At 62.5% G+C, this 15,046-nt stretch carries 14 protein-coding genes; 7 read left to right on the plus strand and 7 right to left on the minus strand.

Translation table 11 applies throughout. The annotated features are described in order from the left end of the window. Positions 1-175 precede the first annotated feature (175 nt). Entirely contained in the window at positions 176-988 is an 813-nt protein-coding gene (locus J3T95_RS06520) for a hypothetical protein (RefSeq protein WP_267450844.1), read from the minus strand. Positions 989-1,128: 140 nt separating this feature from the next. Here J3T95_RS06520 and nusA point away from each other — a divergent pair, with 140 nt between their 5' ends. From nusA to ribF, 5 genes are all read left to right on the plus strand, one after another. Further along, a complete protein-coding gene (nusA, locus tag J3T95_RS06525; protein ID WP_220236241.1) occupies positions 1,129-2,187 on the plus strand; it encodes a transcription termination factor NusA in 1,059 nt (352 codons plus the stop codon). A 183-nt stretch (positions 2,188-2,370) separates the two neighbouring features. Continuing rightward, the gene (infB, locus tag J3T95_RS06530; RefSeq protein ID WP_267450845.1) at positions 2,371-5,142 is read left to right on the plus strand and encodes a translation initiation factor IF-2; all 2,772 of its coding nucleotides are present in this window, start codon (positions 2,371-2,373) and stop codon (positions 5,140-5,142) included. Between the two features lie 129 nt (positions 5,143-5,271). Beyond that, entirely contained in the window at positions 5,272-5,775 is a 504-nt protein-coding gene (gene rbfA, locus J3T95_RS06535; protein ID WP_220237454.1) for a 30S ribosome-binding factor RbfA, read from the plus strand. A 13-nt stretch (positions 5,776-5,788) separates the two neighbouring features. After that, positions 5,789-6,817 carry a tRNA pseudouridine(55) synthase TruB gene (gene truB, locus J3T95_RS06540; RefSeq protein WP_416378752.1) on the plus strand — a complete coding sequence of 343 codons (1,029 nt, stop codon included), beginning with the start codon at positions 5,789-5,791 and terminating at the stop codon, positions 6,815-6,817. A 119-nt stretch (positions 6,818-6,936) separates the two neighbouring features. Next, positions 6,937-8,070 (plus strand): bifunctional riboflavin kinase/FMN adenylyltransferase, encoded by a 1,134-nt coding sequence (gene ribF / locus J3T95_RS06545; RefSeq protein ID WP_267450847.1) that lies wholly within the window; start codon positions 6,937-6,939, stop codon positions 8,068-8,070. Positions 8,071-8,091: 21 nt separating this feature from the next. On the opposite strand, the gene J3T95_RS06550 is transcribed toward ribF, so the two are convergent. The 4 genes from J3T95_RS06550 to radA form a co-directional block, all read right to left on the minus strand. Then, on the minus strand, positions 8,092-8,859 hold the full coding sequence (locus tag J3T95_RS06550) for an amino acid ABC transporter ATP-binding protein (RefSeq protein ID WP_220236238.1): 768 nt from the start codon (positions 8,857-8,859) through the stop codon (positions 8,092-8,094). Then, positions 8,856-9,713: an amino acid ABC transporter permease gene (locus J3T95_RS06555; RefSeq protein WP_220236237.1), complete on the minus strand. Its 858-nt coding sequence runs from the start codon at positions 9,711-9,713 to the stop codon at positions 8,856-8,858. Before J3T95_RS06555 ends, J3T95_RS06550 begins: the two co-directional genes overlap by 4 nt. A 25-nt stretch (positions 9,714-9,738) precedes the next feature. Next, entirely contained in the window at positions 9,739-10,602 is an 864-nt protein-coding gene (locus tag J3T95_RS06560) for an ABC transporter substrate-binding protein (RefSeq protein WP_416378745.1), read from the minus strand. A gap of 120 nt (positions 10,603-10,722) precedes the next feature. Beyond that, the gene (gene radA / locus J3T95_RS06565; protein WP_267450848.1) at positions 10,723-12,132 is read right to left on the minus strand and encodes a DNA repair protein RadA; all 1,410 of its coding nucleotides are present in this window, start codon (positions 12,130-12,132) and stop codon (positions 10,723-10,725) included. A 90-nt stretch (positions 12,133-12,222) separates the two neighbouring features. On the opposite strand from radA, the gene J3T95_RS06570 reads away from it, so the two are divergent. Both J3T95_RS06570 and J3T95_RS06575 read left to right on the plus strand, forming a co-directional pair. Beyond that, a complete protein-coding gene (locus tag J3T95_RS06570; protein ID WP_220236234.1) occupies positions 12,223-12,876 on the plus strand; it encodes a hypothetical protein in 654 nt (217 codons plus the stop codon). A 67-nt stretch (positions 12,877-12,943) separates the two neighbouring features. Continuing rightward, positions 12,944-13,033: a 30S ribosomal protein bS22 gene (locus J3T95_RS06575; protein WP_004268639.1), complete on the plus strand. Its 90-nt coding sequence runs from the start codon at positions 12,944-12,946 to the stop codon at positions 13,031-13,033. Between the two features lie 133 nt (positions 13,034-13,166). Here J3T95_RS06575 and rpiA read toward each other — a convergent pair whose 3' ends face one another. Together rpiA and J3T95_RS06585 are read right to left on the minus strand one after the other, a co-directional pair. Continuing rightward, positions 13,167-13,865 carry a ribose-5-phosphate isomerase RpiA gene (rpiA, locus tag J3T95_RS06580; protein WP_267399416.1) on the minus strand — a complete coding sequence of 233 codons (699 nt, stop codon included), beginning with the start codon at positions 13,863-13,865 and terminating at the stop codon, positions 13,167-13,169. A gap of 106 nt (positions 13,866-13,971) precedes the next feature. After that, a complete protein-coding gene (locus J3T95_RS06585) occupies positions 13,972-14,991 on the minus strand; it encodes a ribonuclease H family protein (protein WP_267444104.1) in 1,020 nt (339 codons plus the stop codon). Positions 14,992-15,046: the final 55 nt, after the last annotated feature.

Below are 15,046 nucleotides of genomic sequence, written 5' to 3' on the forward strand. Positions count from 1 at the left end.
ACCCGCACAGTTTTGTGAAATCTGCAGTAAGCGATGGTGAATTAGTTCTGTTGGATGGTCGTCTTCGCCATTGGACAGGTTTGGGCATGACTTGCCGGGTTGCTCGTATATGCAGATGAGAAAGCTTGCGAGTGCGATCAGCGCAACCCATGGGTGGGCCGGCCTGTCCTAGAAGTCAGTGTTTTGGTGCCTGCAGCAGGGCTGACGAAGTAGCCGGGTAGCCGAGGTTCATGGCCATGAACAAGTGGGCTACGATCATATCGACCAGGGCCGATGCGGCCTGCTGGCGGCTTTTCGCGTTCTGGCTGGCATCAGTCCGTATGGTGCCTGAGGAGCCGTTCAGTTTCCTCCCCACGGCCAGAAGGGTCCGGGCCGTATCCATCTCGATCAGGGCAGGGGTAGGCGTCTGTATTCCGTTGGCGGGGTCGATGGACTCGTCAGGGTGAGCCAGCAGATCAGTGGTGGGGTACACCCCCTGTCGAGGATCGTGCTTGGTGTGGCCGACCAGAATCTGCGCGGCCGCAGTGTGCGCATCGGCTAGGGTGAGCATCCATGCGGCATCCGTCTTACGGGCCGCGAGGACCGAAAGTTCGAATCCGGAACGGTCTTCGCCTGTGATGGCCTGATCGGCCAATTCGACGGGTAGCGCCTTGGACAGCGGATCCAACCGTTGTGCAGCCTGGACCAGTCTGAGCATAGCCGTTTGACGATTGGCCTGCCCGCCTTGGGATGCCGTCAAAGCCTGGGCTGCGTGCACTGTGGCTTCATCCAGCCTGGCAGGGCACTCGCGGGCCGCTTTGATCCAGGCCTGGGCTCGGTTGTCGGCCTTGTTCTTTTGAAGTCGTTCTGGCTGCTTGGCTTGCGTCCATGCCTGTTCGCAGGCAGTAGGACGGAGATTATTGGGATCGTGCTGACTGACGTGCACGGCTGAGGGTGTGCATCCTGAGATTGTGACAGCCAGCAGAAGCACTGTGATGCCGGCTCTCATCCGTCGTGCCAGGATCGCTGGCCTACGACTCGCCCACCCTTGGTATTCAGGAACCGGCTGTGTCTGCATGAAAGGCTAGAATAGTAGGCATTGCAGACTAAAAGAAGCGCGGCCTGAATAACTTCATAGGAGGTCTTGACATGGAACTGGACCTGGCTGAAATTCATCAGCTGGCACACGAACAAGGGATTGATGCCGAGACCTTGGATCAAGCACTGAGCGAGGCTCTTCTTCTGGCCTACCAGAAGTCGCCTCACGCAGCCAAACATGCACGGGTGGAGCTGGACGAACGTGCGGGTACTTTTACCATCTGGGCACAGGATGAAATTCCTCGTGAGGCCACCCCCGAAGAGTCCGAACCAGGATATGATCTGGGCGAGGAATACGACGACACACCGAAGGACTTCGATCGGCTGGCGGCCTCCACAGCCCGCCAGGTCATCCGCCAGCTCTTCCGCCAGGCCGATGACGAGCGGGTCTTCGGGGCTTTCTCGGGTCAGAAGGGCCATCTGATCACCGGAGTCGTGCAGCAGGATGCCAGCGATCCTGGCAATGTGCATGTGGCTGTAGATAATGTCGAGGCCATTCTGCCCCGCCGCGAGCAGGTGCCTGGAGAGCATTACCGGCACGGCCAGCGGATTCGCGTCTACGTGGTCAATGTCTCCCGTGGGCTCAAGGGGCCGGAAATCATCGTGTCGCGTTCCCACCCGGAGCTGGTTCGCCGCCTCTTTGAGCGGGAGGTGCCTGAGCTGGTCTCCGGTGCGGTCTCCATCATGGCCATTGCTCGTGAAGCCGGGGCCAGAACCAAGATCGCGGTCCGTGCCAACACCAAGGGGGTCAATCCCAAGGGCGCGCTGATCGGCCCGGCGGGCGCTCGCGTCCGTGCCGTCATGGAGAATCTTGGACCTGAGAAGATCGACATTGTGGACTGGTCCAAGGATCCTGCCGAGTTTGTGGCTGCGGCCTTGTCTCCGGCTGTGGTCCGCCAGGTGCAGATCGTCAGCGAGTCCAACCGCACGGCCATTGCCTTCATCAAGGACGCCCAGCTCTCCCTGGCCATTGGCAAAGAGGGCCAGAATGCCCGTCTGGCCGCCAAGCTGACCGGCTGGAAGATTGGCATCGAGTCCGAGGAGGCCCACCAGCAAAAATTGCGTGAGCTGCAGGCGCAAACGGCTTCGGCTGCTGGAGAAGACGCCTGAGAGCAAACATCCGACGACGCGAGTATGCTGGACCCAGTATTCCGAGTCCGGTGGTTCATGTTGTCGGCCCCGGCACAGAGACGAGGTAACACGATCATGGTCGCACGATGAGACAGGATATGTTCGCCGTCATCAAAGAGTGATCGCGCCGGTCATACGCGCGGTCCGGTAAGGAGAAAGTAAGTGCCCAAAGCACGCGTGTATGAGCTGGCCAAGGAATTTGGCGTAGACAGCAAGACTGTTCTGGCGAAATTGAAGGACATGGGCGAGTTCGTCAAGTCCGCATCCTCTACTGTCGAGGCCCCTGTGGTTCGTCGACTCAAGAACGCTTTCCCTCAGAAGGGACAGGGCGACGCTGGTCAGGCCGCTGCACGAAATGCCCGCCCCGGCAGCCCTGATCATGGAGGCGGCCAGGGTCTGCATGGCCGTTCGCAGTCCGGCGGCACCCAGCAGTCCACACCTGGGCCCAAGCCCGGACAGAACCACCGGCCCTCGGACGACGGCGAGGCGCCACGGGGTCAGCAGCGTCCTGGTGGCCGCTTCCCCAAGCCCGGTGCCTCCCAGGGCAGCCGCAACGAGCATGAGCGACGCAACCAGTCCCGTGGGCCCAAGCCTTCAGCCATGGGCAGGCCCGGCCCCCAGGGCTCGCGCAACAACGGACGTTCCGGCGGTTCCAACGCTGCGGCGATGCGGCATGGCGCAAGGCCGGGGGCATCCACGCCTCGTCCAGGCAACAATCCTTTCAGCCGCAAGCAGGGGATGAAGGCCCCTATGCCTTCGGACATTCCCAGGCCGCATCCTATGGCCAGGCCAACCGTCAACGACTCCCGCAGGGGCCGGGGTGGATTCCGCAACGGTCGTGGTGGCCGATCCGGACAGGGTGCCCGTCCAGGGCAGTGGGGCCATAGCCGTCCAGGTCAGCAGACACATCAGGGCGGCGGCGGTCGTTTCGGCGGCGCTTCGTCGGCGCCCTCAGGCGGCTTCCGCGGCGGTTCAGGCCGTGGTGGTCGCGGTCGCGGCGGCGCTGCTGGAGCATTCGGTCGCCAGGGAGGCAAGTCCTCCAAGGCCCGCAAGAATCGGATGGCCAAGAGGCATGAATTCCAGGAGATGAAGGCACCCGTCATCGGCGGTGTGCGCATCCCCGCGGGCAATGGACGTACCGTCAAACTTCGTCAGGGCGCGACCTTGGCTGACCTGGCCGACAAGATCAATGTCAACCCTGCTGCCTTGGTCACGGTGCTCTTCCACCTGGGCGAGATGGCTACGGCCACCCAGTCCCTGGATGAGGCCACATTCCAGATTCTGGGCGACGAGATCGGGTGGAAGATCCGCATCGTCTCCGCCGAGGAGGAGGACAAGGAGCTCCTTCAGCAGTTCGACATCAACCTGGACGAAGAACGTGAGGACCAGGATGACAAGAACCTGCAGCCCAGGCCCCCGGTGGTCACGGTCATGGGCCATGTCGACCACGGCAAGACCCGGCTGCTGGACACCATTCGCAAGACCAACACGACCACCAAGGAGGCTGGGGGCATCACCCAGCGCATCGGGGCCTACCAGGCCACAGTCACCCTGGACGGGGAGGATCGCAAGATCACCTTCCTGGACACCCCTGGCCACGAGGCCTTTACGGCCATGCGTGCCCGTGGTGCTGAGCTGACCGATGTGGCTATCCTGGTGGTGGCTGCGGACGACGGCGTTATGCCGCAGACCGTGGAGGCCATCAACCATGCACAGGCCGCCCATGTACCCATCGTGGTGGCTGTCAACAAGATTGATGTCGAGGGAGCCAACCCCCAGAAGGTGCGTGGCCAGCTGACTGAGTTCGGGCTGGTATCCGAAGAGTACGGTGGCGACACCATGTTCGTCGACATCTCTGCCAAGCTGGGCACCAATGTGGACAAGCTCCTGGAGGCCGTCCTGCTGACTGCCGATGCAGACCTTGACCTTCGGGCCAACCCTGACATGGACGCTCGCGGCGCCACGGTCGAGGCCCGTCTGGACAAGGGACGTGGAGCTGTGGCCACTGTGCTGGTCCAGCAGGGGACCTTGCATGTGGGCGATGCCATTGTGGCTGGATCGGCCTATGGCCGTGTGCGCGCCATGCTGGACGAGAACGGCCGGCAGATGGATGCTGCCGGTCCTTCCACGCCCGTCCAGGTGCTGGGTCTTACCTCGGTGCCTACCGCCGGCGACCTCTTCCTGGTCGCTCCCGACGACCGCACTGCTCGTCAGATTGCCGAGAAGCGTGAGGCTTCGGCCCGTGCCGCCCAGCTTGCCAAGCGCCGCAAGGTGGTCTCTCTGGAGAGCCTGAAGGAGCAGTTCGCCAAGTCCGAGGTGGACATGCTCAACATTGTCATCAAGGGCGACTCCTCCGGCTCGGTCGAGGCCCTGGAAGACTCCCTGATGAAGATCGAGGTCTCCGACGAGGTCGGGATCCAGGTCATCCACCGGGGCGTGGGCGCTATCACCCAGAACGATGTCAACCTGGCTACGGTCGACAAGGCCGTCATCATCGGCTTCAACGTCCGGCCCAACAGGCAGGTCCAGGACCTGGCCGACCGCGAGGGTGTGGAGATCAAGTACTACTCGGTCATCTACAATGCCATCGAAGACATCGAGGCTGCGCTCAAGGGCATGCTCAAGCCGGAGTACGAGGAGGTCACCACCTCCCACTCCGAGATCCGCAAGATCTTCCGCTCCTCCAAGTTCGGCAACATCGCGGGCGTCATGGTCCAGGACGGCACCGTCAAGCGGGGCACCAAGGCTCGCATTGCCCGCAACGGGGTGGTCACCATCAACGACCTGGAGATCTCCTCCCTGCGTCGGTTCAAAGACGACGTCAACGAGGTGTCCGAAGGCTACGAGGCTGGTATCAACCTGGGCTCCTTCAACGACATCGAGGTGGGCGACATCATCGAGACTTACGAGATGCAGGAAGTGGAACGTAAGTAGGACCTGTTGACCATCCGACCACATGTCGGAGGGTCCATGGCGATCCGCCCCGGTCCGGGTACTCCCCGGCCGGGGCGGATGTCCATGAATGCAAAGATTGGTCATGGACGGTTCGAGAAAGGAATCATGATGGCTGGAAATCCCCGCGCTGTACGCATAGCAGCCCTGATACAACGGGTTGTGGCCTCTGCGCTGGAGTCCCAGATGCACGACAAGCGCCTGGCAGGGGTCACCGTCACTGAGGTTCGGGTCACCAACGATCTGCAGATAGCCAAGATCTACTGGACTCAGCTGGGCCGGTCCGGGCACGAGGCCGGGGAACGCAAGCGTGCCCAGCAGGCCCTGAGGCAGGCCTCCGGCAGGCTGCGCACCCTTGTCGGTGCTCGGGCCGGTCTGCGGCTGACGCCTACCTTGCGCTTCATCTACGATGAGGTGCCTGCCGAGGCTACCGAGATTGAGGATGTGCTGACCGCGGCCCGTCATCGGGACGAGGCCATGGCCAAGGCGCGAGTCAATGCCAGCTATGCCGGCGACCCCGATCCATATAGGCATGACGATGAAGAAAAGACCGATGAGTCAGGCTCCGTCCCTGACGAACCTGCGGCAGGGGATGCGGATGAAGCCGACCGCTGAGTCGTCGGACGTGATGGATTCTGGCCATGATGAACCGACCTCGGGCATCATCCTTGTTGACAAGCCGAGCGGTGTAACCAGCCATGATGTGGTGGCAGCCGTCCGCTCTGGCCTTGGCATGCGTCGCGTGGGCCATGCCGGGACCTTGGATCCTATGGCTACTGGCCTCCTGGTCGTAGGGTTCGGCCAGGCTACGCGGCTGCTGACGGTCATCGTCGGCCATGACAAAACCTACCGTGCCACCATGCGCCTGGGACTGGGCACCAACACGGACGATGCGGACGGGGATTTGCTGCCGGCGCGTCCTGGAGCTGCGCAGAAGGTCGACGAACTGACAGCCCAGGGTCTGCAGGATTTGATTGACCATTGCTTCACCGGCTGGATCGACCAGGTGCCAGATGCCTTCTCCGCCATCAAGGTCAAGGGCAGACGGGCCTATGACCTGGCTCGCGCAGGCCAGGAGGTCAGGCTGGAGCCCCGCCGCATTCGGATCGTATCCTTCCGTCTGCTTGGTTTTCGCCGTGTAGATCTGCCCGACCAGGGCGCCAGGGTGGTCGATGCGGATGTGGAGGTGACCTGCTCCAGTGGCACCTACATCAGGGCCCTGGCTCGTGACCTGGGCGAGCGGCTGGATCTGGGCGGCTACCTGATCGCCCTAAGAAGGGTTCGTGTGGGCCCGTTCGACTTGGAGGATCCCGACCTGGCGTCCAGGGTTTTGGGCGGTCAGGTGGTCCCTCACACCTACCGGAACCGACAAGGTCAGACGGTTGTTCACAGTCGTATGGTTCCGGACCGCGACCGGCAGGGGATGTTGGATGGCTCTCTAAGTCTGGCGCAGGCGGCACGCATGAGCATGCCTGTCCTGAACCTGGATGCCAATCAGGCAGCCAGGGTGGCTAACGGAGGATTTTTGGATCTGCCTGTCGCCGGGCCCACGGCCGCCCTGGCCGGACCTGAGGGCAGGCAACGCTTGGCTGCCATCCTAGCGCCCAGTTCACGAGGCGGGGCCAAGCCGGATGCGGTCTTCCACCCCGAGGCCTGAGTGTGCAGGCTCGGATTTAGCCCAAGGGTCTTGTCAGGGTGCGACGGCGGGAATACAGTGCTTAAGGAATTATCGGTGCCCGGGTTCGGGGGCCGCCATGACTAAGTGATGGGAAGCGGATGAAGGTCAGCCAGGTCAGCCCGGATGAGTCGGGAATCGTCAGGTGGCCGGGAACCTTGGGGACCCGGCCCAGCGTGGTCACTATCGGTGTCTTCGATGGCATGCATCGGGGTCATCAGGCCCTCCTGCGCCGGGTGGTAGAGTTCGCTGCCAAGGGCCAGGATTGGCCTATGGCTCTGGTCTTCGACCCCAGTCCCAAACTGGTCCACAGCTATGCTGACAGCCATGACATGACTGAACCATCTTTAAGCCTGGTTCACCATGACCCTGACCAGATCATGCCGCTAGATGAGCGCTTGCGGCTGATGGCCCAGCTGGGGCTGGAACAGGCTGTGGTGGTGCGGTACACGCTGGCCTTCGCTGCCAAATCCTATCGGTTCTTCCTCAAGCAGCTTACCGAACAGCTGGCCATGCGCACGTTGGTCCTGGGCCGCGATGCGCAGATGGGCGCAGGGCGAATCGGCGATATCAAGGCCATTGGCGACCTGGCGGACACAGGACTGTTCGATTTGGAAGTCGTGGACGACCAGGGTCCAGGCGACTGCACCCTGTCTAACGCTGACAGCCTGGAGCGACATCGGGCAAGAGCCTGGAGCAGCTCCCACCTTCGGCAGTTGATCCTTGACGGCGATGTGGATGCGGCCCTGGATATTCTGGGCCGGCCGCACATGGTCCAAGGCACGGTGGTCCATGGGGAGCAGCGTGGTCGCCGCTTGGGCTTCCCGACTGCCAACCTTGCTCCCGACAGCCAGGGGATGATGCCCGCAGATGGAGTCTATGCAGGCTGGTTGGTCGACCTGGGTCTGCCTACGGATCCCATGGCGACCTCGGAGTGCCGGGAGGGTCGGCTGGCTCAGGGCTCGCCTTGGCGGATGCCCGCCGCCATCTCCATCGGCACCAAGGAGACCTTCCTGGCCCCAGGCGAGCAGATGCCGAGAATCCTGGAGGCCAATGCCGTCCGGCCGGATTGGGTGGACCTGTACGGTCACCGGGTACGAGTGGAGTTCCTCAGCCGTCTGCGCGGTCAGAGACGGTATGCGGGCGAGGAGCCGCTCAAACGACAGCTGGTCTTGGACGCCGATCGCACCCTGGAGCTGACCAAGGCTTCAGGAAAGGTGTTTTCCGCCAATTGAAAGCTGAAGGTACTCGGGAACTCACAGCCCTCGGAAGTGGCTGAAGAACTCCCTGGTGCGCGGATTCTCCGACTCGTCCATCACCTCTTGCGGCGTTCCGTTCTCAGCGATGACACCGTCCAGCAGCAGAACCACTCGGTTGGCTGCGTGATGGGCGAAACTCATTTCGTGGGTGGCCATGAGTATGGTGGTGCCACCGGCGGTCAGCTCCGAGACCATGGCCAGGACCTCGCCCACCAGCATGGGGTCCAAGGCTGAGGTGATCTCATCCAGCAGGAGCAGTTCCGGGTCGGTCATCAGGGCCCGGACGATGGCCACCCGCTGCTGCTGGCCGCCGGAGAGCTGGTCGGGGTATGCTCCGGCCTTCTTCCTCATGCCGATCCGGTCCAGCAGTTCTAGGGCCCGCTCCCTGGCCTGGTCCTTGGGCATGCCGTGGACCTTGACGGCTCCCAGAGTCACATTTTTCAGGACGTTCATGTGGGGGAAGAGGTTGAATTGCTGGAAGACCACGCCGATTCTGGCACGGCAGGCATCTTGGTCGATCCTGGGATCGGTGATGTCGGTGCCGCCCAGCCAGATCCTGCCGTCGTTGACGGTCTCCAGCAGGTTGATGCACTTCATCAGAGTGGACTTGCCTGACCCCGAGGGGCCCAGCAGGGCCACGGTCTCATGAGGCATGATGGTCATGGAGATGCCGCGCAGAACCTTGTTGCCCCCAGGGTAGGTCTTACGTACATCCTCCAAACGGAGCACTGGCTGGTCCTGATCGGCGCCTGCCTGTTCGCTCATACCATGCCTCCGCTCTGTTCGCGCTTGCGCAGCCGGTTGGAATACCAGTCGTTGAGAAGAATGAAGGGGACCGAGGTGGCGATGAAGAGCACCGAGGCCACCACGTAGGGGGTGAAGTTGTAGGAGGTGGCCACGATGATCTGGGCCGCCCTGACCGCGTCGACCGCTCCTAGAACTGAAATCAGCCCCACGTCCTTCTGCATGGAGATGAAGTCGTTCATCAGTGCCGGAGCCACCTTGCGCAGGGCCTGGGGGATGACTACCAGACGCATGGTCTGTCCCGAGGTCAAGCCCAGTGAACGCGCCGAGGCCCTCTGGGAGGGGCCGACGTCCTGGAAGCCGGCCCTCAGGACCTCGGCGATGTAGGCCGAATAGGAGAGGATGATCGCCACGGTGCCCAGCAGGGCTGCCGGGATCCGGTTGAAGATGGCCAGACCAGGGATGCCGAAGCCGATCAGGTAGAGGACCACGATCATGGGGATCCCCCTCATGATCGTGGTGTAGACCTGGGCCAGCACCCGTAGGGGGAAGAGCAGCGGGTTCCGGCTGGTGCGGATCATGGCCAGCAGGGTGCCCAGCAAGGCCACGCCGATGACCGCGAAGAAGAGGACCTCCAGATTGAGCCAGAGTCCCCGAAGGACCTTGGGGAAGGCTTGGGCGAAGTAAGCGCCGGAGAAAAACGACTGCTTGACCCGGGGCCAGCCAGGTGAGGCGTGCAGCCCCAGAGCAATCAGCAGGGCCAGTACAAGCGTGCTGGCGATGCTGACCGCCACTGAGCGCAGATTCTGCCGACGACCGTAGCGTTCCCGTTCCCGTTGAATATCGCTGACCGCGTCTTGTGCCGAGGTGGCCATGAACGACTAGGTTTCCTTTCTTCTCTCAGCCCAGGGTAGGCAGGGAGGTGTAGACATGCAGCCACTGGTTCTGCAGCTTGTCCAAGGTTCCATCCTTCTTCAGGGTGGTGACAGCCTTGGAAGCAACCGGGGTCAGTGTGGAGCCTTTGGGCAGGACTATGCCCATGCCCTCCGGGTCCTGCGAACCCTTGATCTGCCCGAGGATCTTGGCGTTCTTGACCTGCCCGGAATCGACCATGGTCACAGCTGAGGGGGTGTCCACGACAAGCGCGTCGATCTGGTTGGTGTCCAAGGCCTGGGACGAGGCCACATCGTCGTTGAAGGTATCGATGTCAGGCTTGACAAGCTTGTGGGCCATCTCATAGGAGGTGGAGCCGACCATGGCTCCTATCTTGGCGTCCTTGATTTGGGCGAGGGAGGTGGCGGAAGCGTATGAGGAGTCGTTTCTGACCACCAGCGACTGGGTGGAGTTGTAGTAGCTGGGAGTGAAGTCCACAGCCTGTCGACGTTCCGGGGTGATGGAGAACTGCTGGATGTTCAGGTCGTAGTCCTTGCTTCCCGGGGCGATGGCGGCATCGAAGGTGGTCCTGGTCCAGGTGACGTGCGCCTTGTCGAATCCCATTTTCTCTGCTACTGCATAGGCAACGGCTGCCTCGTAGCCCTTGCCGGATTCGGGCTTGTTGTCCTGCACGTAGGGGGCGTAGGCCGGGTCTCCAGTGGCAATGGTCAGGGTGCCAGGTTTGATGGTTTGCTGGGTGATGTCCTGCTTAGCCGCTGACTGCCCACTGCTGCTCGACGAGGAGCCGCAGGCCGCGCCGACCATGAGCGTGACTGTCGTGAGTACGGCCGCCGTCAGCCTGCGTAAGGTTTTCCTGGTGAAGATGGTCATGCTGATCTACTCCTCGTGATGATGGGTGTCGGTCTTCCAGCGACTCCATCCTAGTCTGGCAGGTTAACGAGTCGGCAGGTGAGCGCCATAGGGTGCGATAGGGCCCTGCGGCCACCAGGCTCAGACCAGCCCCAGAGCGTCCAGTGCCTCGGCCAGATAGTTAACCTCGACCACTTCCAGTCCCTGGATGGGCTTTCGGGCTCCTGAATGCCGGTCGGGCGGGACCAGTGCCCGGGTGAATCCCAGTCGAGTGGCCTCCTGCAGCCGGTGATTGAGTTGAGGCACTGGCCTGACCTGCCCGGTCAGCGATATCTCACCCATGGCACAGGTCGTGCGCTGGATGGGTCGGGACTTGGCTGCACTGGCCAGGGCGGCCACGATGGCCAGATCACATCCGGGTTCCTTGGCCAGCCCGCCGGCGATGGTGGACACATACAGGTCCCGTGTCAGCAGGTTGACGCGACCGTGGCGGTAGAGCACCGCAGCTAGCATGGCCAGACGGTTGGCGTCGATCCCGTTGGTGTTGCGCCTGGGCGTGGGCAGGACAGACGAAGTAACCAAGGCCTGGATCTCGATGGGCAGGCTGCGGTGGCCGTCCAAGGTGAAGGTCACACAGGTGCCCTCAACCTCTTGCCCGGTCGTGGACAGGAAGAGCCCAGTGGGATCGCTGACCTCCTCAATGCCCTGCTCGCCCATGTCGAAGCAGCCAACCTCGTCGGTGGGGCCGAAACGGTTCTTGACGGCTCTCAACAGGCGTAACGCGGTCTGGGAATCGCCCTCGAACTGGCAGACCACATCGACCAGATGCTCCAGGGTCCGCGGCCCGGCGATGGAGCCGTCCTTGGTCACGTGGCCAACCAGGAGGATGGGGATGTCGTGCGATTTGGCCATGCCGATCAGGCTGATGGCCACCTCGCGTACCTGGGTGGAGCCCCCGGAGATGCCGTCAACCTGGCTGGAGACGATGGTCTGGGCGGAGTCCACAATGGCCAGTGTCGGCTTCTCGCGCTCGATCAGCCCAAGCACCGTGGCAAGGTCGGTCGTCGAAGCCAGCAATAGTGGGTCCTTGAGCGCTCCCACCCGACTGGCCCGCATCCGCACCTGGGCCTGGGACTCCTCGCCTGACAGATAGAGCACCTTGCCTTTTCCGCCTCCCCGGTCGGCCACGCGGCCGGCGGTCTCCAGCAGGAGGGTGGACTTGCCTATGCCCGGCTCGCCGGCCAAGAGGATGACTGACCCGGGCACGATGCCTCCGCCCAGGACCCGGTCGAATTCCTCGAATCCTGTGGGAATGCGCTTTACCTGGTCCGTGCCTACCCGGGTGATGGGCCGGGCCAGGCCGTTCTTCGGGGGCGCAGGTGCCGTATGGCTGCCGCCGGAGGTGGACAGACCCCCGCCCGCACCTACGAGACGGGCTTCATGGAATTCCTCGATCGTTCCCCACTGGCCGCATTCCGGGCAGCGTCCGAACCATTTGCCGCCGGTCCATCCGCACTCCGTGCACACATATTGCGTCGTCGTCTTGGCCATACTTGCACGCTATCGGGATTCATTGACGATGAGCTGGGCTTTTACGGCATCTTCGCAGTGCCGACACCCTGCCCATGAGAGAATGGAGACATGGCTGACAATCCTTCTGCATCCGTGTCCTCTTCCTCTGACTCCTCCGCGCATGCCAGGCAGCGCCGTCGACGGATCGGTCTGGTCATCGCCCTTGCAGCGGTGGTCGTCCTAGTGCTTCTATCGGCCTTCGTCTGGCCTCACTGGGCGGTGCGCAGCCAAGAGTCCGTCGCCCAGGACTCGGCTTCCGCTTCCTCTCAACCCCCGCAAGCCAGCAGCCCCAAGGCCACGGCGGCGCCCCTTCCTGATTCGGCTTCCGAGTTGCTCAAGGCCATGCCTGATACGGTGGGCGAGTTCGCCCGCGTCAAAGCGGATTCTGACAGCGAATGGAGCACCCGTACGCCTATCGAGGAGTACAACCTGGTCTACTCCACCGGCAGGTCGGGCGGGGATGTGAGCCTCCACCTGGCTCAGTGGTCCAGGAGCGAAGATGCCAAGGCGCTCTATGACAGCCAGTCCACGGGCATGTCCGGCAAGGAGCTGGCCTCGGGCAATGTTCGCAGCGGCGGCACGGTCACCGGATCCTACCTGGAGAAGGCGGATGGCAGCGACGAGCACAAGGCATTGGTCATCTGGCAGAATGATACGGTGGTCTTCCGCGCTCAGGGCCAGCGGGCTGCACTGGAGGCTTTCTACAAGGCCTTCCCGCTCTAGTCGTCCCGTAAGCGGTGTAGGATAAGCAAGTTGGACACTTCCAGGTAACTAAGGATCGGAGGCTCGGATGGGTTCTGTCATCAAGAAGCGCCGCAAGCGGATGAGCAAGAAGAAGCACCGCAAACTGCTGCGCAAGACTCGTCACCAGCGCAAGTAGCTTTATGACTTTGGCCCTCAGGGCCGACGAAGCCCCCCGCATCGAATGGACGCAGGGGGCTTCATGCATATCATCGCCGGTCATCGTGCCCAGCCGGATACTTCCAGCCAGGATGCGGGATGATAGCTGATGCTCACTTGTTGGCGTTGGTCATGACCCGGGGCCCGTTGGGATCGCCCACGATGACCGTGTCGACCATGTTGAGGAAGAGGCCGTGTTCAACGACTCCCACGGTGGTGATCAGGTCTTGGGCCAGATCCTGTGGGTGATCAATCCGCTCCAGATGCAGATCAATGATGTGGTTGTGCTCGTCTGTCAGAACCGGCTGCCCTTGGCCGTCCATCCGCAGGACAGGGTTATAGCCGCGTTCCTTAAAGCGATCCAGGACGTGGCGCTCGCCGAAGGGGATGACCTCCACGGGCAGGGGGAAGCGGCCGATGGTGTCGACCACCTTGGACTCGTCCACGATCCAGACGATCCTTCGAGAGTTGACGGCCACGATTTTCTCCCAGAGCAGGGCTGCGCCGCCGCCCTTGATGCCGTTGAAGTCCCTGTCGACCTCGTCGGCCCCGTCGATGGTGACATCGATGTGATCCACCTGGTCGATGTCGACGATGCGGATTCCATAGCCTTCAGCCTGTTCCTTGGTCCGCCGGGAGGTGGTCACGCCGGTGAACTCCAAACCCTCTTCCTTGACGCGCCGTCCCAGTTCATCCACGAAGAACCGAACCGTGGATCCGGTGCCCAGCCCGGCGGTCATGCCGTTCTCGACCAGCTTGGCTGCTTCGATGCCGGCGGCCTTCTTCAGTCTGTCCTGCTCGGTCTTGTCCATACACGCTCCTTCATGCCCGCATGCGCTTAACAGCTGATGTCTGCGGGTCTTGTTGGTTCAGGTTCACTCCAGTTTAGACGATGGCCCCTGACGGTCCAGAAGCCGCTTAATCCTCCACTTCGATGGCATGCAGGCGGAAAGGCGCCTCCTGGATGGTCACGAAGCCGTCAGGGTCAATGTCCGCATCTATATCGATGCTGCCGACGATATGCAGGTCCTGTCCCGTGAACATGCTGCTGCCGGAAGGAGGCGGCGTGATGCGGATGCGACCGCTGGCTCTCAGTCCCCGGGCCCCGGAGTCCTTGGTCTCCTGGTCAACTGCATCGGCGTCCGAGGTGCCCTTGAAAGCCGGCCCGAGTTCGTCTTCCTGACCATCGGTTAAGTCGGGGTCGGGCATGCCATTGATGGCCTCGGGCTTCGCATCATCGTCTGCATCAGCTGTTGCTTCTACAGATTCGGCCTGCTCGGGATCCACAGCCTGGGACTCGACGGCGGTTTCGGCTAGATCTTTCTGCTCTTCCTGGTCCAGACGAACCTTCTTGCGGCCCAGCTCGTCCAGAACACGGGGTCCTGCGTCCAGCTCCTCCTTGACTGCGGGCGGTACCTGCGTGCCTTTGGCATAGGGGGAGGCCAGCAGCGAACGCCAGCCTTCGATAGGAAGACAGCCTTCCCGGTCGCCCTTGCCTGCAGCTGTGGCGTAGCCGCGGGCCAGGGTGTCCACTTTTTCGTTGAATGTGTTGCCGGCGTGGCCCTTGACCCAGACAAACCTGACCGATCCCGCCCGTGCCTGGATCGCCTGGTCGATGGCTTCAATAAGCGGGCGGTTCTTGACCGGCTTGCCCTGGGAGTTCTTCCACCCTTTCTTCCTCCACCCGGGCACCCAGGTGGTGGAGCAGTTGATGGCGTATTGGGAGTCGGTTTCGATGACCAGCGGGCGCTCGCCTGGGTGGGCGCGCAGGGCCTGCAGCACGGCGCACAGTTCGCCAATCTGATTGGTGCCGTTGCTGGCGCCGCCTGCATCTGCGTCGCCGCCCTGGTGATCGGCCCAAGCCCAACCCATGGGGCCATTGGGATTGCTCAGTGCACTGCCGTCGGTGGAGACGACCAGATTCTTGTCATTGGTCATAGTTTCAGTTTAAACAGGAAAATAGAGAACCCCCGCCCCAGCGATGACTGTCGCG

Source organism: Bifidobacterium sp. B4079 (assembly GCF_026537385.1).
Classification (GTDB): Bacteria; Actinomycetota; Actinomycetes; order Actinomycetales; family Bifidobacteriaceae; genus Bombiscardovia; species Bombiscardovia asteroides_I.

Bases quoted from the DNA above. Each gene is read 5' to 3' on its own strand.
- nusA (WP_220236241.1), top strand. From the start codon at position 1,129: ATGGAACTGGACCTGGCTGAAATTCATCAGCTGGCACACGAACAAGGG.
- J3T95_RS06555 (WP_220236237.1), bottom strand. From the start codon at position 9,713: ATGGCCACCTCGGCACAAGACGCGGTCAGCGATATTCAACGGGAACGG.
- radA (WP_267450848.1), bottom strand. From the start codon at position 12,132: ATGGCCAAGACGACGACGCAATATGTGTGCACGGAGTGCGGATGGACC.
- truB (WP_416378752.1), top strand. From the start codon at position 5,789: ATGGATTCTGGCCATGATGAACCGACCTCGGGCATCATCCTTGTTGAC.
- J3T95_RS06560 (WP_416378745.1), bottom strand. From the start codon at position 10,602: ATGACCATCTTCACCAGGAAAACCTTACGCAGGCTGACGGCGGCCGTA.
- J3T95_RS06550 (WP_220236238.1), bottom strand. From the start codon at position 8,859: ATGAGCGAACAGGCAGGCGCCGATCAGGACCAGCCAGTGCTCCGTTTG.
- ribF (WP_267450847.1), top strand. From the start codon at position 6,937: ATGAAGGTCAGCCAGGTCAGCCCGGATGAGTCGGGAATCGTCAGGTGG.
- rpiA (WP_267399416.1), bottom strand. From the start codon at position 13,865: ATGGACAAGACCGAGCAGGACAGACTGAAGAAGGCCGCCGGCATCGAA.
- J3T95_RS06575 (WP_004268639.1), top strand. From the start codon at position 12,944: ATGGGTTCTGTCATCAAGAAGCGCCGCAAGCGGATGAGCAAGAAGAAG.
- rbfA (WP_220237454.1), top strand. From the start codon at position 5,272: ATGGCTGGAAATCCCCGCGCTGTACGCATAGCAGCCCTGATACAACGG.
- J3T95_RS06520 (WP_267450844.1), bottom strand. From the start codon at position 988: ATGAGAGCCGGCATCACAGTGCTTCTGCTGGCTGTCACAATCTCAGGA.
- J3T95_RS06570 (WP_220236234.1), top strand. From the start codon at position 12,223: ATGGCTGACAATCCTTCTGCATCCGTGTCCTCTTCCTCTGACTCCTCC.
- J3T95_RS06585 (WP_267444104.1), bottom strand. From the start codon at position 14,991: ATGACCAATGACAAGAATCTGGTCGTCTCCACCGACGGCAGTGCACTG.